Raw genomic sequence first — 15,928 nt, 5'->3', positions numbered from 1 at the left:
GGCTCGCCTTTTCCTGCGAGACGGCTGGCAAAATCAAGCTTAAAAAGGTATTATTCTGGCCCAACTGGAGGCGTGGCCGAGCGGTTTAAGGCAGCAGTCTTGAAAACTGCCGTAGGGGCAACTCTACCGTGAGTTCGAATCTCACCGCCTCCGCCAGTCCTTCTCTAAGAGCCGCATGTATAAGCGCTCTCGGCCTATCCCCTGCTTTTACTCTACAAGTTTCTATACATTTTTGATTTTATGGATAGTTGCCAATGTGGGCGGCAGTTCTAGCGGCCATATGGCATTCCAGCCGACGTAAAAAAACTCTCGGGTGACGGCAGGGGAGGGCATGCAAGGGGCATTTATTGTGCCCCACCGTAGCTGTAACAGCTATGAAAATATTAGCTTAACAAATTACTATTTCTTCGTTAGGCTGTTGATCTTTTGAGTTAAAGTCGTGGCAGCAGAAGTTTTGTGAGACAGTTTAACGATTAGAGATTAGGAGATGTGCCATGAATGATTTTCTTGTATTTTGGGGGATATATATTCTTGTGTTTGTCGCCGGTCTGGGAATGGTCGTCGCTAGTTGAGACGCAACAATTAAATGGCCCGGAGCTAGATCGCTACCGGGCCATTTTTATGGTGAGACAAAAGAAAAACCGCTGAAGCGCTGATTAGATTCATGAGGGTGGTGAGGGACATATCGGGCTGGAATTTCACCTTTGTCGAGCAGGATTGTAGGACTCTGGTAGAGTCTGGCGTCATTTACCCTTGTCCCATGGTCGGGCGCCTGATGCTTTGCCCGCTTCTACAGCAGCAGTGGCGACTGTATAGCGCAATTGCTGGGTAAGTCTCAATTTCGTGGCAAAAGTCTGAATAAGCCGCGCTTGACGCTCAATCATTGCGTGTATCCAACCGAACAAGCGCCGCCGAATCCCAGTCCTCGGGCCAGATTGCAGGCGATGTGCAGCGACCATCTCAGAAAGAACAGGACCATCACCGTTCGAACCGTCCAACTCGAGGTCCTGGTTCAATTGTCCAGTGCATTTTGATGAGTATGGGTATGGAGGCTCCAGGCGTGGTAACAAACGTGGTAACTCGATGATGGATTAAGCAGAAAGTTGTTTAGATACAGATTCCTAATGATGAAATGTGGAGGACATTGCCCCCACAGTGAATCTCCTAAAACTCCAAGTGGATATGCCATTGTAGACATTCGGTGGCCTTTACGTCTCCCCGTTTGAGTCGGCTAAAAGATTAGCTCAAAGCGTGCTGCTTTCGCTTGTCCTGGCCGTCCTGGCTGATGGTTGTATCTTCCCCAGTACTTGTATCGTCGATAATAGGACTATTTTCCAGACCGTGTTTGCTGCCGATATATCTGAGCAGGCGGCCAATAAATACCCCGGCTCGCAGTAACCTGGGCCGGGGAGTTGCAGATGCTTCGTCGGGAGGCTTCCCTATTTATCGGGTTTCCCGACTTCGCGCGCGACTGTTAAAGCTTATCAATTGAATCCTTGACAGCTTCCTTGGCATCTCCCACCTTCTTTTGCGTTTTTCCTTCTACTTGTTTTGCAAGCCCTTTGGCTTCTTGTTCTTTACTTCCTGTTAAGTTTCCAGCCTCTTCCTGGACTTTTCCAGCGATGTCTTTTGCGGTACCTTTGACTTGGTCTTTATTCATGATTTGAATCTCCTATCAAAAAATCTCATATTGCTTGCTCACGAGTAGGCCAAAATTGATATTCTCAACATTAGAGTTATCAGCGGCTACAGATACGAAGCGGCAAGAGTTATCAGATTAACACCATGATTGCGGCTCATACTGTGCGGTAAAACACATTGGGCGGAGACGAGATAGCTTGATAGAAACATCGATTGGGTATCAACGGGTCGTCGCGTACGCATCAGCGTGTTACGTTTAATTTTGAGCAAGTAGTAGGTCGGGCTACGCCCGACATCATGTAGTGGTCCAGTAATTTCAGACACCGGAATAGGTGGTATTGCTGCCATTTTTCGTTCGTAAGCGGCGGGTGGCAGATAGCCCAGTGTTGAGTGCAAGCGGACGCTGTTATAAAAGCCAACGATGTATTGGGTAATATCGCGTTGACCTTCGCCGTGATTGGCATAGTCACGTTGCCATACACGCTCCATTTTCAAATTCAGAAAGAAGCGTTCCATCACGGCATTGTCCCAACAATTCCCCTTACGGCTCATACTGCAGCGAATGCCATGTTGATCCAGTAATGCCTGGTACTCCAGGCTGGCATATTGACTGCCGCGATCCGAATGGAGCAGCAATCCAGGCGCAGGCTTGCGTTGCTGCACTGCCATACGCAGCGCAGTGACTACCAGTTCGGTTGGCATCGTTGGGGCCATCGACCAACCGACGATCTTGCGCGAGAACAAATCCATCACTGCGGCCAAATAAAGCCAGCCTTGGCGCGTGTGCACATAGCTAATATCTGATACCCATGCCTGATTCGGTGCGTCTGTCTCGAACTGTCGATTCAATAGATTCTCTGCTACCGGCAAGTCATGTCGGCTATCGGTGGTATGAATAAACTTGCGTTTCCATACCGGGCGCAAGGCGGCTTCCCGCATCAAGCGCCGTACCCGGTAACGGCCAATAGTCAGGCCTTGAGCTTGCAAGGCGCTGGCTAAACGGCGACTGCCGTAGGACTTGCCACTGCCAGAAAATGCTGCCTTGAGATAAACTGTGACGACCCTATCCCACTCGCGCGCGCCACGCTGTCGGTGCTGATAATAACCGGCACGGCTGACCTGCAATATCCGGCATGCTTGTGTTACGGGGATAGCCTTCTGTTGCAATTCACGAACCAGCCGGTAGGTCATTTCAGTTCGCGGGCAAAGAAGGCTGAGGCTTTTTTTAATAGATCGTTATCCATCCGTAGTTGCCGATTCTCGGTTTCCAGTTGCCGGATGCGCTGCTGCTCGGTCGTGAGCGGTTTGCCAATGCCCGGCTGCCCGTTCAGTTCAGTCTCAAATTGCTTCACCCAGCGCCGTACCACTGTCTCCCCCAGATCCATGCTGCGACAAACGTCACTAACAGGCAATCCCTGGTCCTTCACCATGCGCACAACTTCCAATTTGAAGCTGGTGTCAAATTCCCTGCGTACCCTGCGTTTCGTCATCATAAACTCCTCCATAAGTGAATAATCCACTTATCAAGGTGTCTGGGCAAATTAGACCACTACATCATTTCTTCGATCGTCGGGCGTAGCCCGACCTACTTGGGTCCAGTCTCCGTACATTGGCGTGACGAATGGAACTCGAATGTTTGAGCAGCACGAAATGTTGGAATTGTGCCTTACCCCAACATACGCCTTGAAAATTCCAAGGATTTGCCTGTCAGATTTCCTCCCCGCTGCGGTAATTCTCTGGCGAAGTAGAGCGCGTAGGGGACACATTTCCATACAGCTAATCCGGGCGACTCGATACCATTCATCGCGTACCTCTGTGATGGCGTGCTCACTCTTCTTTAAACTGTACAGGATAAAAACCAGGTCATTTGAAAATGGCCCGGCAAAAGGTCGACGTCTCTCTAGTTGTAACAGGCGGTTCTGTTAAACTTAGTTCGACTTAGCCCAATCCAGGTAGGTAGCTGGGGTATGGCTTACATGATTACACAACGGTGATTCGTAAGGTCCCAGCCACAGTATCGCTTGCTAACATAGCAATAGCCGCAGAAACCTCACCTGAATCAATAAAAGCATCCAATATTGAAATTTATTGTCCACAAAAAGGGAGCAAGCAATGTCAAGTGTTGGTTACCATGAGCCTATTGAAGAGTTGTCCGATGAAACGAGGGACATGCACCGCGCAATCGTGTCGCTGATGGAAGAGCTGGAGGCTGTCGATTGGTACAACCAGCGTGTGAACGCGTGCAAGGACGAGGAGCTCAAGGCCATTCTTATGCATAATCGTGATGAGGAGAAAGAGCATGCCTCCATGGTGCTGGAATGGATCCGGCGTAGGGATGCGAAGTTTTCCTCAGAATTGAAAGAATATCTGTTCACTGAGAAGCCGCTTACGCACGACTAGAGCAGGCTTTCTGAGGACCTATTCGTGAATTCTTCAGAATAGACGCCTGGCCTCTTGCACAAGCAGATCCGCTAATGATGAGTTGCCTGATACTCATGCAGCTATAAATCATTTACGGGTAGCGCCCAGGCTTTTCCAGGCCGAACAGGTTTCTATTGAATCGCTAATTGCTGGCGCCGCTTTTCAGACAGGCAAATATTCCACGTCGATTGGGAAGCGCTGCTCAAAGACTCGTATCATTTTCGCGATGTGCGCTACTTTTTCTACAGGCAGCGCGGGGAAGATGGGCAGGGCCAGCACCTGATCAGCGAGGCGCTCAGCCAGCGGCAGTGATACCCCGGCATGCGATACGGAGAAAGCCGGTTGTAGATGGCAGGGGATGGGATAAAAAACGGCAGTTGCGATATCACATTCAGCCAGAAATATTTGCAGTTCGTTACGCCGGGGATGGGTAACGACAAACTGGTGATAGACAGAAATACTGCCTTTTGTAGCTACCGGCCAGCCACAGGCGGTACCGCGCAAGGCTTCCTGATAAAGAGTGGCAAGTTGCCGGCGCCGCGCATTCCATTCATCCAGGTAAGGAAGCTTGACTCGTAGAATAGCTGCCTGGATCTCGTCGAGACGACTGTTGCAACCGATTTCGGTATGCTGATAGCGGTTCTGGCGACCGTGATTTCCAAGGCTGCGCAGCCGCTTGGCCAAGGCCGGATCATTGCAGGTAATTGCGCCACCGTCTCCGTATGCGCCAAGATTTTTCGTAGGATAAAAGCTGAAGGCGCCGGTGACGCCGAATGATCCGACACTGCGACCGCAATATTGCGCACCGATTGCTTGCGCTGCGTCCTCGATCAGCCACAAGCCATGGCTTTCGCAGAATTGCTGCAGTGGCGCGAGGTCAACCGGCTCCCCAAAGAGATGGACGGCAATAATCGCTTTCGTCTGAGGCGTCAAAGCCTGCCGTACGCTATCCACGTCGATATTATAATGTTGGGCTGAGCAGTCGGCGAAACGTGGTTGGGCGCCGGTCAGGCAAACTGCCTCCGCTGTCGCGAAAAAAGTGAAACCCGGCACGATTACCTCATCTCCTGCACCTATGCCCAACGCCTTTAGGGAGAGCAGCAGTGCATCCGTACCCGAGTTGACGCAGACTACTTCAGCAACGCCTATGTAGGCGGCCAACTCACGTTCCAATGCATCATTTTCAGCACCGCCGATGAAGTTGCCGCTTGCGAGTACCCGCTGCACCGCAGCATCGATCGCGGCGCGTAATTGCTCATACTCTGAACCCAGATCCAATTGGGGTACGATCATCAGGCGCCGTCGAGTATTCGTTGTCGGATCTGTTGCGCCAGGTATAGCGCTGCATGGCCTTCTCCCGAAGTGACCCGCGGTACCGTGCGTGTGCGCGAAGCCTCCAGAAAAGAGGCGAGTTGCAGGCTCAGCGCGTCTTGCTGTATCCCGGGCTCAGAATGGGTGGGGGAAGGATTGTGGGTATTGCCGGGGCGCGAGAGGCCCGTGGGGAAATTACGGTAGGTGATCCGGCGCCGAAAATCAATGGTCCAGGTTTCATTATCGTCCAGTTCAGCGGTCATGCAGCGGTCTTCTTTTCTTGCGCCTGAGCCCCAGTGCGCGCGCAGAGATGCGCGGCAACCGTTAGCGAAGGTCAGCTCAACTTGTGCTTCATCGATAGGGGTCAAATGATGACTGCTACCCGAGGCGTGAAATTCAACCACGGGGGAGGCCACCCCGTGCAGGACCAGGTCGAGGTCATGAATCATCAAATCGATCACCACATCCAGTGCGCCCGCACGGGGCTTGCGATGCGTAGTACGAACTGTCTGGATAGTATGAGCCCGGCCCAGCAAGGATGGGCCGGTGGCAAAAGCGGGATTAAAGCGCTCGATGTGGCCAATCTGCAGGACACAACACTTTGCGTCCGCCATGATCTCCAGCTTCGCCGCCTGTGCCGCGGTTTCTGCTATTGGCTTTTCCAGCAGCACATCCAACCCACGCTGAAGCAGTGCTTTTGTCAGCGCGTAGTGCGTAGCGACCGGCGTCGCCACTGATACCGCACGCACCGTGGATGGGAGATCGGCAAGATGACTGAACCAGCTTACGCCAAGGTAGTCGGCAAAGGATTTCGTCATTGGATCTGGATCGACCAACGCCCGCAGCCGGCTGCCCGGCAATCTAGAGTAACATAGCGCGTGCAGGCTGCCGAAATAGCCCACTCCCACAACGGCGGTATCGATGGGACGCGCCGGGTCCTGGACGCCGCCCGGCAATTCGAGATCGAGGACGGGCCGAGTCATGGTTTGCCCAGCGCCCATACGCCCAGTATCTTCCCGGTCTGCGCGTTTTCAACAATGCGTTCCAGCGGAGCCGAAAGATTAAAGGGTGCCAGCATAAGGTTCACTGAACGCCATCCGCCGGTAGTGATGTCGGTATTGACGCTGATTGCTTCATGGCTGGTTGCCAGCAGATATTTTGCCCCTGAGCGGCGGATGTTGGAAAGAGCCCGGCCGATATCTGCAAGTGACAGGTGGATCAGGGCATCGCGGCAGAGTACCGCATCGCCCGTGGGGAGGGGATCTTTGATCAAGTCCATAACCTCGAATTTCCAGTTGAAATCCTGGTAGCGCCGGCGATTGTCCTCGATCAATGCAGGGACGATATCGACGCCAATGTAGGCATCCAGATCGATCTTGATGTGCTGGCGCCAATTGCAGTCGCCACATGGCGCATCGACCAGCGTTCGGACGCCCAATCTGCTTAGCACTGCGGGTAACTCGTGTCGCAACGCCTTGGTTCGCTCCAGGGTCGAGCCGGGTCCGGACCGGGATTCAGCACTTTGCCATGAATTATGCTGGTAAATTTGTTCGAATATTCGGGGATGGTCGTTTACAGCATGGCTACCATGAATGCCCTGATTATCTCCATCGCGGCGATTATCCTGACGTATTTTTAACATAGCCGCGGAACGTCTCCATACGGCGTTCTTCAAGCGGTAGAGTGAGGTCACGACAGGCCAGAGACGCGAGTTGCGAATTCTCGCCAGCTCAGACTCGGCTTGTTCTGTGCGCAAACGTTGCGCCGCCGCTTCGACCCGAGCTTGGTCCCGCTCTTGCTCGGCTCGGTAGCGGCCCTTGGTGAAATCTGCGATCCCGCGAAGATAATCGCTGGCAGTCAGGAAATGGGCACGGTAGTCAGTTTCTTTTTCCGGATATTTCATAGCTCGAGCGGCAAGCTGCGCATCTACTGTTTCCTGGTACACATCGATAATCTGATCGATTGCCGGTTCCATGGCCGCTTCCGATCGCACACGTTGAGTGACTCCGCGGGCGCTGGTTGCATCGTACAGATCGATTTCCCTGGTAATGCTTTCGACAGTAATGGGATCACGCAAGGTGCGGATGCCGAAGTTCAGCGCGCGAAATCTTTCATAATTGCCGGGCGTGACCATGCCGCCCAGGCCGGCGGCATCGCAAGCAATCAGGGCTGTCCCGCAGGCGAGCGCCTCAAGCGCACACCGTGCTTTGGCAAATACAATATCGTATTGGCCGAGGATCTGCTCGGGCCGGGCTTCACTATGCCCGACGGAAAGACCGATGGCATCCAGCTCGATGCCGCGCCCGGCACAAGCCTGACGCAAAATGCCCAGGCAGCCATCCTCGTTTATGTAATTGCTGAAGACCAGCGCACGACGAGGGGTCGCGGGCAGATCGCCGCGCAGCGCAAAACGCCGCAGATCGACAAAATTGCGGATCATCCGGATGCGCTCGCCGGGGATACCGTGCAAGCATTGCAGGCGTTCCCGACAAAGGTCGTCGACCGCGACATAGCGCTGTATAGTAGGGAAGTGCGGCGCCATCTCCTCCCAGGGCAGCCAACCATGGCAGAAATAGACGGCCGGCGTATCAGGGAAATGCAACATGGCGGTCATTGCATCCAGGTGATGCTGTCCATGGATGATGTCTGGAACCGCTGTCAGCAGCCTGAGGTCGTCGATTACCGGGATGGTCGCCTCGCGCAACTCATTGGCGACCATCCCGAGCCGGGTGCTATAGGCCACCGGGTTATGGCCGCGCCGCAACAGCGCGAGCGCGAGATCACGCACGTAGACCTCGGACCCGGCGCGGCTATCCAGCGTGTTATTGGTGATCAGCACCCTCATTGCAGCTTCATCCCTGCGCATCCGCCCGCGTGTCCGATACCTTTTTGCGAAGGTGATTCACAATTGGCAGAACATGCTCGCGGAAACGAATGACAGATTGATAACGGCCAGCAGCGACTTTTTGTTCTCCATAGGTTTCATAAAAGGGTTTTTGTCGCGAGAAGCGCCGTTCCGGTTCCTGCCCCGGCGCAGCAGCCGCAAACAGGTACTCACGAGCGAAAGCTTGTTCACCAAAGTTGTGAAACGCATCTCCCACTTCCTCTTGCAGGATTCCTCCCGCGCTGGCGGCATAGCTCCGCATCGCCTCCAGCTTCTGCTTGAACCGCAGCGGTGTCAATTCAATTGCATGGTGCTCGGCTTCCATGCTGCCTGTAGCTGGACGGGGATCATTCATCAGAGGAATGGTGTAATGCCGGATCGAGCGAGGTGTTCCATTGCTTTTTTTATCGGCATTTTCGTTGCTGTCAGCATCATTGGCATTCCTGGCGATACCGACCCCCGTGCGAACCAATGCCTCGCACAAATCGTGGACCGGATTGTAACCTTCTATAGCGTCGCTGACGACCAGATCGATATCTCGCGCGGTGATGAGCCTGGCCAGTCGTTCGCACAGGATATCGAACGGATCGTATTCATGACGCAGGATTTTCTCATAAATTTCCCGATCGCTGAGTTCCCCGCATAGCGGTCCGATCTCCGCACCTGATTCGTGCAGGATTTCCAGCGTTTTATCCAGCCTGGGCGTGCCATCGCTACCGGAACCATCGGTAAGAATGCAAACGATGGGCCGTGCCTGGCCAATCCAGCCGTAGACGCGCAATTCATGGCCAGGGTGGCCGATTACCAGCAAACTGCGTCCTTCTGGCGTGGATTTCATGATACTCATTATAAAACTTTTACATCCAGAGCATTCGGAAGATAAACCTGTGTCCAGAACTTGGCGGTTGGGTTTGGCAGCACCTCGAACACATGCCCAATCTCCACTATGTCGAAAAACAATGCCTGTTGATGTGCCTTGATTGGGTGTGTCAGCGAGATTCTCAGGCTGTATCTGCCATCGGTCAGGGGAAGAGATGTCCGATAAACGACTTCCGCCTGCTGCGCTGGCGCCAACGTCAGCAGCGCCTGACCTTGCATCAAAAAATCGGCCCCGATGACCGGCGTACGGTTCTTGTCGCAAATCTTGTAGTTGACTGAAAAGGTACAGGTGCGGACGGCTTCGACGATAATTCGTATGGATACCTCCTGCCCAAACTCCGCTGAGCGAACGGGCAGCCCCTTATCGTCCAGCATCTCCGCGTACATGATTCTTATATCGCCAGTCCCTGAGCGGCAATGGTTTGCCTTTTCGGCAAAGCGTGCAAAATGCTCGTTCCGCGTGAGCGGAAGGTCGCCCATCGTTATAGCTGCTTGAGCGGTTCCGGTAGTCCCAATCGCGTCAGGGATTCCAGCCGCATCATTGATGCCGGCGGTTTCTGCGGTTTGAGTTACAGCGTCAGCGATAGCGCCGGTAATCGTCCGGTTGTTTGCTTCCTGCACCTCGCGAATATAGCGCGCAACCACCTCCGCGGTAGGTCCCAACTCACGTGCCTGTCCTTGTTTCAGGTAAAGAGTGCGCCGGCATAGTGCGCTGACGGCTCCAACATCGTGACTGACGAACAAGATGGTAGCGCCCCGCTCCTGCATCTGTTTCAATGTCACCATGCACTTCGTCTGAAACTCCATATCTCCTACCGCGAGCGCCTCGTCTATAATCAGCACTTCGGGTTCGACCGATATCGCTACCGCGAATGCAAGACGCACATACATGCCGCTCGAATACGTCTTCACCGGTTGGTCGATAAAGCCGCCGATGTCTGCGTACGCCGCAATCCGATCATAACGTTGCTCGACCTCGAGGCTGGTAAGCCCCGCAATCGATGCCGCCAGATAGATGTTTTCGCGCCCGGTAAACTCGGTATTGAAACCGGCTCCCAACTCGAGCAATGCCGACACTTTGCCGTTGATGAATATTTCACCTTTGGTGGGCGTCAATGTTCCGGCGATCAGTTGCAGCAATGTGCTCTTGCCTGAACCGTTGAGGCCGATGATGCCGACGGTTTCGCCGCGATAGACATCAAATGAAATGCTATCCAGCGCCATAAACTCGCGGTAAAGTTGCTTGCGGCTGCCCCATAAGCTCTGCAGCAACCGGTCTTGTGAGCGGTCATAAATACGATATGTTTTTGACAGGTTTGAAACGCGAAGTGCAATATCTACACTGTCAATGGCATCATCGAGAGTGGGTTGAGGCAAGGATGGCATTATGTGGTTCTATTTCGTTAGACTGCTCATGTTGTTGTATGCGCATTCCCGGGAGCCCTGTCGATTGCGCAGGAAGGGCAGGTAACCGAGGCTCGTCACCAAGCTTATCAAAATTTATCTTAGCTTAGAATTAGTGTGCCAGCTACTATGTGGTTGAAGCAGCCGGCAAGCCAGCTATATATATATGTATATATATGTAAGCTTTGATTTTGCAGTTTCCACACCGAGCACATGAAGGAAAATCTTATTCACCCGGCTGCAATCGTTCATCCAGGCGCTCGTCTCGGTGCGGGCGTTGCCATCGGAGCCTATTCAATCATCGGCGAGCACGTGGAAATTGGCGACAATACCCGGATCGGGCCACATGTCGTCATCAATGGTCATACATGCATCGGCTGCGACAATCGCATTTTCCAGTTTTGTTCGCTTGGCGATGAACCGCAGGACAAAAAATACAACGGAGAATCGACCGGGCTGGAAATAGGCGATCGCAATACGATCCGCGAGTTCTGCACCTTTAACCTCGGCACCATCCATGGTGCGGGAATAACTCGCTTGGGAAACGATAACTTCATGATGGCCTATGTTCATCTGGCGCATGATTGCCAGGTGGGCAATTTCACTACGTTCGTTAACAACGCTTCATTGGCGGGGCATGTACAGGTGGGCGATTACGCAGGTCTGGGCGGATTCACCGCCGTCCACCAGTTTGTTCGTATAGGCGCCTATAGTTTTACCGCCCTGGGCACCATACTCACCCAAGACCTGCCCCCATATATATTAGCGGCGGGCAATACAGCCAGGCCTAATGGTCTCAACCTGAGGGAGCTCAAGCGCAGAGGTTTTTCGGAGGAAGTCATCCATGCCTTAAAGCACGCTTATAAGCTGGTCTATCGATCTGGCCTTTCTCTAAGAGAAGCGGAGGCGCTGATCAAGCCGTTAGCCCTCGCGGCACCGGAAGTCCGGAATTTTCTTGATTTTCTTTCCATCCGCGGCCGAGGCATTATTCGCTGAATACGGCGCTCTTTCATTAATACAGGCCTCCATTTATTCAGTACGAGATACCGGATTCAGGGCGTATTTTTCAGCCATTGCTGCCGCGTTTCACGTGCATTGACGAAAGCCTTCTCGAGCGCCTCGCCATCTCTGCTTGCAAGCATTTCACGTAAGGCGGCAAGTTCACGCTGGTAAGCATCGATTTGATTAACCAGGGCTTCGCGATTGCCAAGGCATATATCCCGCCACATCTCGGGAGAACTGCCTGCAATGCGGGTAAAATCGCGAAACCCGGTGCCGGCAAAGCGTAGCGGGTCGTTCGGGCGCGGCGTACCCTCCGGCCCATGGCCAGCGCGGTAGACATGATTCATTAGCGTGAATGCCAACACATGGGGAAGGTGGCTTACCGTGGCAAGAATCTTGTCGTGCTGTCTAGCGCTCATCAGAGAGATTCGTGCGTCACAAGCCTGCCATAATTCTTTTACCCGATTTACCGCGTTGCTGCTGGTTTCTTCGAGAGGCGTCAATACCACGTTTTTGGCACGGAACAGGTCGGCGCGAGCCGCGCCTGCACCACTTTGTTCCGCCCCGGCAATGGGATGCCCCGGAACGAAATTTTGCAGGTTTTCAGTCAGATGAGAACGCGCCGCCGCGATGACATCCTGTTTGGTGCTGCCGGCATCGGTTACGATCGAGTCAGGTTCGAGATATGGGGAAATATTCGCCATGATTTCGCCGGTCTGACCGACGGGTACGGCAAGGAATACGATATCCGCACGCTTCAACGCCGATGGAAGGTCTACGGCAATCTCGTCTATCAACCCCCGCTTGAGGGCGCGCGCCATATTTTCCCGGCTGCGGCCTACACCCACGATATGCCCGGCCAGCTCTGCCTTGCGCAACGCCAGCGCGAAAGAACCGCCGATCAGGCCAACGCCGATAATCACCAGTTTGTTGATCACGACGTTTGTCATAATAGAAAGCGACTTTTATCGGAAACGACTTGAACTACAAACTCCGTCCGATTACTTCCGCTATTCCTTTCAGTGAGCCCATGAGGGCGTGGAATTCCTGCGGATTCAACGCCTGATCCGCATCGCACCAGGCTTCGCATGGATTGGGGTGCATTTCCACCAACAAGCCGTCAGCCCCCGCAGCAACGGCCGCGCGTGCAAGCGCGGGCACCATCCACGTCTTGCCTCCGGCATGAGAAGGATCGACGATCACAGGCAGATGTGTTTCTTTTTTCAGTACCGGGATGCAGGTTACATCCATCACATTACGGTAAGCTGTTTCAAAAGTGCGTATGCCGCGCTCGCAAAAAATAATGTTGTGGTTGCCGCCGGCGGCAATGTATTCAGCAGCCATCAGCCATTCGGAGACGGTCGCGGACATTCCGCGCTTGAGTATCACCGGCTTATTGATGCGTCCCACTTCTTTCAGAAGCTCGAAATTCTGCATACTGCGCGTACCGATCTGGATCACATCCACGTCATACTTGAGAAAGGTGTCGAGCATGCGCGCATCCATCAGCTCGGTAACGATGCGCAGGTTGTGCTTATCCGCAGCCTTGCGGAACATTTTCAGGCCTTCTTCACCATTTCCCTGGAAGGTATACGGACTGGTGCGCGGCTTGAATGCGCCGCCTCGCATCAGTTTGCAACCCGCCGCGGAAACCTGTTGCGCCGCCAGGTCCATTTGCTCCTGCGTTTCCACCGAACACGGGCCTCCGATCACCTGCACCTGGTTGCCGCCGATCGGTACCCCACCCACGTTTATTATCGAGTCGTGCTTGTGCGATTCGCGCGAAACGATTTTGTACTGCTTGACGATGTGCATTGAAGATTCGACACCGCTCAAGGAATCGAACATTTCCGGGTTGAGTTTGCGCTCATCGCCGATGGCGCCGATAACCGTGCGTTCGGTGCCGCGGGAAACATTCGCGCTCAGACCGAAGCTTTGAATCTTGGCTACCACTGTGTCAATCTGTTCGCCGCTGGCGCCACTATTCATAACGATGATCAAGCTGATTCTCCGGTTTCTGTTAAAGGGGTTGCCTCGCGGGTCGTTTTCGAGGGCGTTGCAAACGCGGCTTCGGGAATTACGTCGTGGGCTGCGTCAAGCGCCAACTCAAGGGACTTCAAGAATCTCTGATTTTCCGATTCGAGCCCAACAGTGACACGAAGATGCTCCGGCATTTCATAAATACCGATGGGGCGCACGATAACTCCCTGCTTCAGGAGGCTTTCATTTACCGCTTTGATATTTCCCCGCACTCGGAAACTCAAAAAATTACCGTAGGACGGAATGTATTCGATGCCGAGTTGCCGCAGTCCGGTGGTAATCTGGAGCATTCCTGCCTGATTGAGCGCGTAAGAGCGTTTCACAAATTCCACATCTTCCAGCGCGGCTACTGCGCCGGCGAGGCCAATGCTATTCACATTGAACGGTTGACGTACCCGATTCATCAGGCCGCTAACATCAGGATGCGCCAGCCCGAAGCCTACGCGTGCACCCGCCATGCCGTAAGCCTTGGAAAAAGTGCGGGTAATCAGCAGATTGGGAAAACGCTTCAACCATTCAATACTGTCAGCCTTGAGGGGATTTGGCAAATATTCGTTATAAGCCTCATCAAGTACAACCAGTACATCTGACGATATCCGTTCCAGAAAACGCAATACATCAGGCGCAGCCAGCAGTGTGCCGGTGGGATTATTGGGATTGGCAATAAACACCATACGGGTTTCAGGCATGACCGCATGCAGCATGGCATCGAGGTCATGGCCATAATTTCTGGCGCGAATCGATATGCCGCTTGCGCCTGCCGCCTGCGTCACCAGCGGATAGACCGCGAAGGCATGCTGCGAATATACCGCTGAAGCGCCCGGCTTCATGAATACCCTGGCAGCCAACTCCAGAACGTCATTGGAGCCGTTGCCCAACACAATCTGATCGCTGGTCACGCCATAACGCTGGGATAACGCTGCTTTTAACTCGAAGCCGCTTCCATCCGGATAAAGCGACACTTCATCCAGTGCCTTGCGCATCGCTTCCCGCGCCAGCGGACTTGTTCCCAACGGATTTTCATTGGATGCAAGCTTGATGATGGCACGCTCATCCATTCCCATCTCTCGCGCCAGTTCAGAGATGGGTTTTCCGGGTTGATAGGGACTGATGGCGCGAATATATTCAGGAGCCAGATCGCAAACATTCATAAGTTCAAATCCATAAATTGCCGAAATACAGCAAAAAGCTGATAAAAACTGAAAACAGGTGGATTAGCAGTATGGGATTCTATTCTCGAAATTGATCATTCAGGGATACAGTTACGGTGCTGGATAGGAGCCGAGTACTTTCAGGAAGGCTGCCTTCTCTTGCAATTCCTGTAGCGCTTTCGCTACTTTTATATCTTGCTGATGACCTTCGATATCCACAAAAAACACGTACTCCCATAAACCCGCGCGGGAAGGTCGCGACTCAAGGCGGCTCATGCTGACTCCATGAGCCGCCAGCGGAGCCAGCAGCCCGTGTATTGCGCCCGGAAGATTCCGGGCCGACATGACCAATGAAGTTTTATCCTTGCCTGAAGGGGCGACTTCCTGTGCTCCGATTACGAGAAAACGCGTGGTGTTATTAGGATCGTCTTCGATATTTTCAGCGCAGATCGTAAGCCCGAATACCTCTCCCGCTTTTCTCCCGGCTACCGCTGCAGCATTTTCATCCTGTGCGGCCAGTCTCGCCGCATCTGCATTGCTCGCCGCATTGATCCGCGCTTGTCCGGTCAAATGGGGCAGGTTGGCGTTAAGCCACTCATGACATTGAGAAAATGATTGAGGATGAGAGTAGATCTTCGTGATGCGTGCGAGATCAGCATGCTGCGCGAGAAGAAGCTGATGTATAGGCAACGCAATTTCACCGCATACCTTTAACGGGGTTTGCAGCAGCAGGTCCAGCGACCTGCCCACTGCGCCTTCGGTGGAATTCTCCACAGGCACGACCCCATAACCGGCTGCGCGCGACTCCACTTTTCGAAATACATCGTCTATCGAGGTGCAGGCAAGAGTCGTTACCACGCCACCGAAGCGCTTTAACGCAGCTTCTTCCGAAAAGGTCCCCCGGGGGCCCAGATATGCTATCGTCAAAGGTTCTTCCATGGATCGGCACAGTGACATGATTTCTGTAAATAATCGCACAATATGTTCGTTGGGCAGCGGTCCGGGATTGAGCTCGCATAACCGGGCCAACACCTGGGCCTCTCGCTCGGGGCGATATGCCATGCCGTTCTTGATCTGTCCGATCTCTTGTGCGAGACCAGCGCGGCTGCTCATCAGTTTGAGCAACTCGCTGTCAATCGCATCTATCTTGTCGCGCAGCTGTTTGAGTTGAGCGGTCATCGAGAATGAATTTTAT

The 15,928-nt window shown here is 53.5% G+C and carries 13 protein-coding genes, 1 tRNA gene and 1 pseudogene; 3 read left to right on the top strand and 12 right to left on the bottom strand.

The features are described 5' to 3' along the window. Window positions 1-66: 66 nt before the first annotated feature. Window positions 67-156: transfer RNA gene (locus BLS94_RS01480), tRNA-Ser, on the top strand. A 587-nt stretch (window positions 157-743) separates the two neighbouring features. On the opposite strand, the gene BLS94_RS14765 is transcribed toward BLS94_RS01480, so the two are convergent. The 3 genes and pseudogenes from BLS94_RS14765 to BLS94_RS01465 all read right to left on the bottom strand — a co-directional run. Next, window positions 744-884: a hypothetical protein gene (locus BLS94_RS14765; RefSeq protein WP_176767760.1), complete on the bottom strand. Its 141-nt coding sequence runs from the start codon at window positions 882-884 to the stop codon at window positions 744-746. 590 nt (window positions 885-1,474) lie between these two features. Next, a complete protein-coding gene (locus BLS94_RS01470; protein WP_090957455.1) occupies window positions 1,475-1,660 on the bottom strand; it encodes a CsbD family protein in 186 nt (61 codons plus the stop codon). A gap of 305 nt (window positions 1,661-1,965) precedes the next feature. Next, a pseudogene (locus BLS94_RS01465) lies at window positions 1,966-3,131 on the bottom strand (IS3 family transposase); the annotation flags it as partial. Window positions 3,132-3,753: 622 nt separating this feature from the next. Between BLS94_RS01465 and BLS94_RS01460 the strand changes: the two are divergent. Further along, a complete protein-coding gene (locus BLS94_RS01460) occupies window positions 3,754-4,041 on the top strand; it encodes an encapsulin-associated ferritin-like protein (protein WP_090957454.1) in 288 nt (95 codons plus the stop codon). 183 nt (window positions 4,042-4,224) lie between these two features. Here the strand turns inward: BLS94_RS01460 and BLS94_RS01455 are convergent, their stop codons facing one another. Genes BLS94_RS01455 through BLS94_RS14760 form a run of 5 tightly spaced genes read right to left on the bottom strand, consistent with a single transcriptional unit; the run spans window position 4,225 to window position 10,522 of the window. After that, window positions 4,225-5,355, bottom strand: a complete 1,131-nt coding sequence (locus BLS94_RS01455; RefSeq protein ID WP_218124718.1) for a DegT/DnrJ/EryC1/StrS family aminotransferase — start codon at window positions 5,353-5,355, stop codon at window positions 4,225-4,227. Further along, window positions 5,355-6,356 carry a Gfo/Idh/MocA family protein gene (locus BLS94_RS01450; RefSeq protein ID WP_176767759.1) on the bottom strand — a complete coding sequence of 334 codons (1,002 nt, stop codon included), beginning with the start codon at window positions 6,354-6,356 and terminating at the stop codon, window positions 5,355-5,357. The genes BLS94_RS01455 and BLS94_RS01450 overlap by 1 nt, the downstream gene beginning before the upstream one ends. Next, window positions 6,353-8,239: a glycosyltransferase gene (locus tag BLS94_RS01445; RefSeq protein WP_090957452.1), complete on the bottom strand. Its 1,887-nt coding sequence runs from the start codon at window positions 8,237-8,239 to the stop codon at window positions 6,353-6,355. The genes BLS94_RS01450 and BLS94_RS01445 overlap by 4 nt, the downstream gene beginning before the upstream one ends. Beyond that, window positions 8,226-9,095: a hypothetical protein gene (locus BLS94_RS01440; RefSeq protein ID WP_143021631.1), complete on the bottom strand. Its 870-nt coding sequence runs from the start codon at window positions 9,093-9,095 to the stop codon at window positions 8,226-8,228. Before BLS94_RS01440 ends, BLS94_RS01445 begins: the two co-directional genes overlap by 14 nt. A gap of 8 nt (window positions 9,096-9,103) precedes the next feature. Beyond that, a complete protein-coding gene (locus BLS94_RS14760; protein WP_090957450.1) occupies window positions 9,104-10,522 on the bottom strand; it encodes an ABC transporter ATP-binding protein in 1,419 nt (472 codons plus the stop codon). Window positions 10,523-10,753: 231 nt separating this feature from the next. Between BLS94_RS14760 and lpxA the strand changes: the two genes are divergently transcribed. After that, a complete protein-coding gene (lpxA, locus tag BLS94_RS01430; protein WP_090957449.1) occupies window positions 10,754-11,536 on the top strand; it encodes an acyl-ACP--UDP-N-acetylglucosamine O-acyltransferase in 783 nt (260 codons plus the stop codon). Window positions 11,537-11,592: 56 nt separating this feature from the next. Here the strand turns inward: lpxA and BLS94_RS01425 are convergent, their stop codons facing one another. The 4 genes from BLS94_RS01425 to pheA form a co-directional block, all read right to left on the bottom strand. Further along, complete coding sequence (locus BLS94_RS01425) at window positions 11,593-12,492, bottom strand: prephenate dehydrogenase (protein ID WP_176767758.1); 900 nt, start codon at window positions 12,490-12,492, stop codon at window positions 11,593-11,595. 34 nt (window positions 12,493-12,526) lie between these two features. Further along, window positions 12,527-13,543: a 3-deoxy-7-phosphoheptulonate synthase gene (gene aroF, locus BLS94_RS01420; RefSeq protein ID WP_072766395.1), complete on the bottom strand. Its 1,017-nt coding sequence runs from the start codon at window positions 13,541-13,543 to the stop codon at window positions 12,527-12,529. Then, window positions 13,540-14,733 carry a histidinol-phosphate transaminase gene (gene hisC / locus BLS94_RS01415; RefSeq protein ID WP_072766394.1) on the bottom strand — a complete coding sequence of 398 codons (1,194 nt, stop codon included), beginning with the start codon at window positions 14,731-14,733 and terminating at the stop codon, window positions 13,540-13,542. Before hisC ends, aroF begins: the two co-directional genes overlap by 4 nt. 111 nt (window positions 14,734-14,844) lie before the next feature. After that, window positions 14,845-15,912 (bottom strand): prephenate dehydratase, encoded by a 1,068-nt coding sequence (gene pheA / locus BLS94_RS01410; protein WP_090957448.1) that lies wholly within the window; start codon window positions 15,910-15,912, stop codon window positions 14,845-14,847. Window positions 15,913-15,928 lie beyond the last annotated feature (16 nt).

Origin of the sequence: Nitrosospira sp. Nsp18, assembly GCF_900103145.1 — a bacterium.
GTDB lineage: Bacteria > Pseudomonadota > Gammaproteobacteria > Burkholderiales > Nitrosomonadaceae > Nitrosospira.
This window is presented reverse-complemented; position numbering and strand designations above follow the sequence as displayed.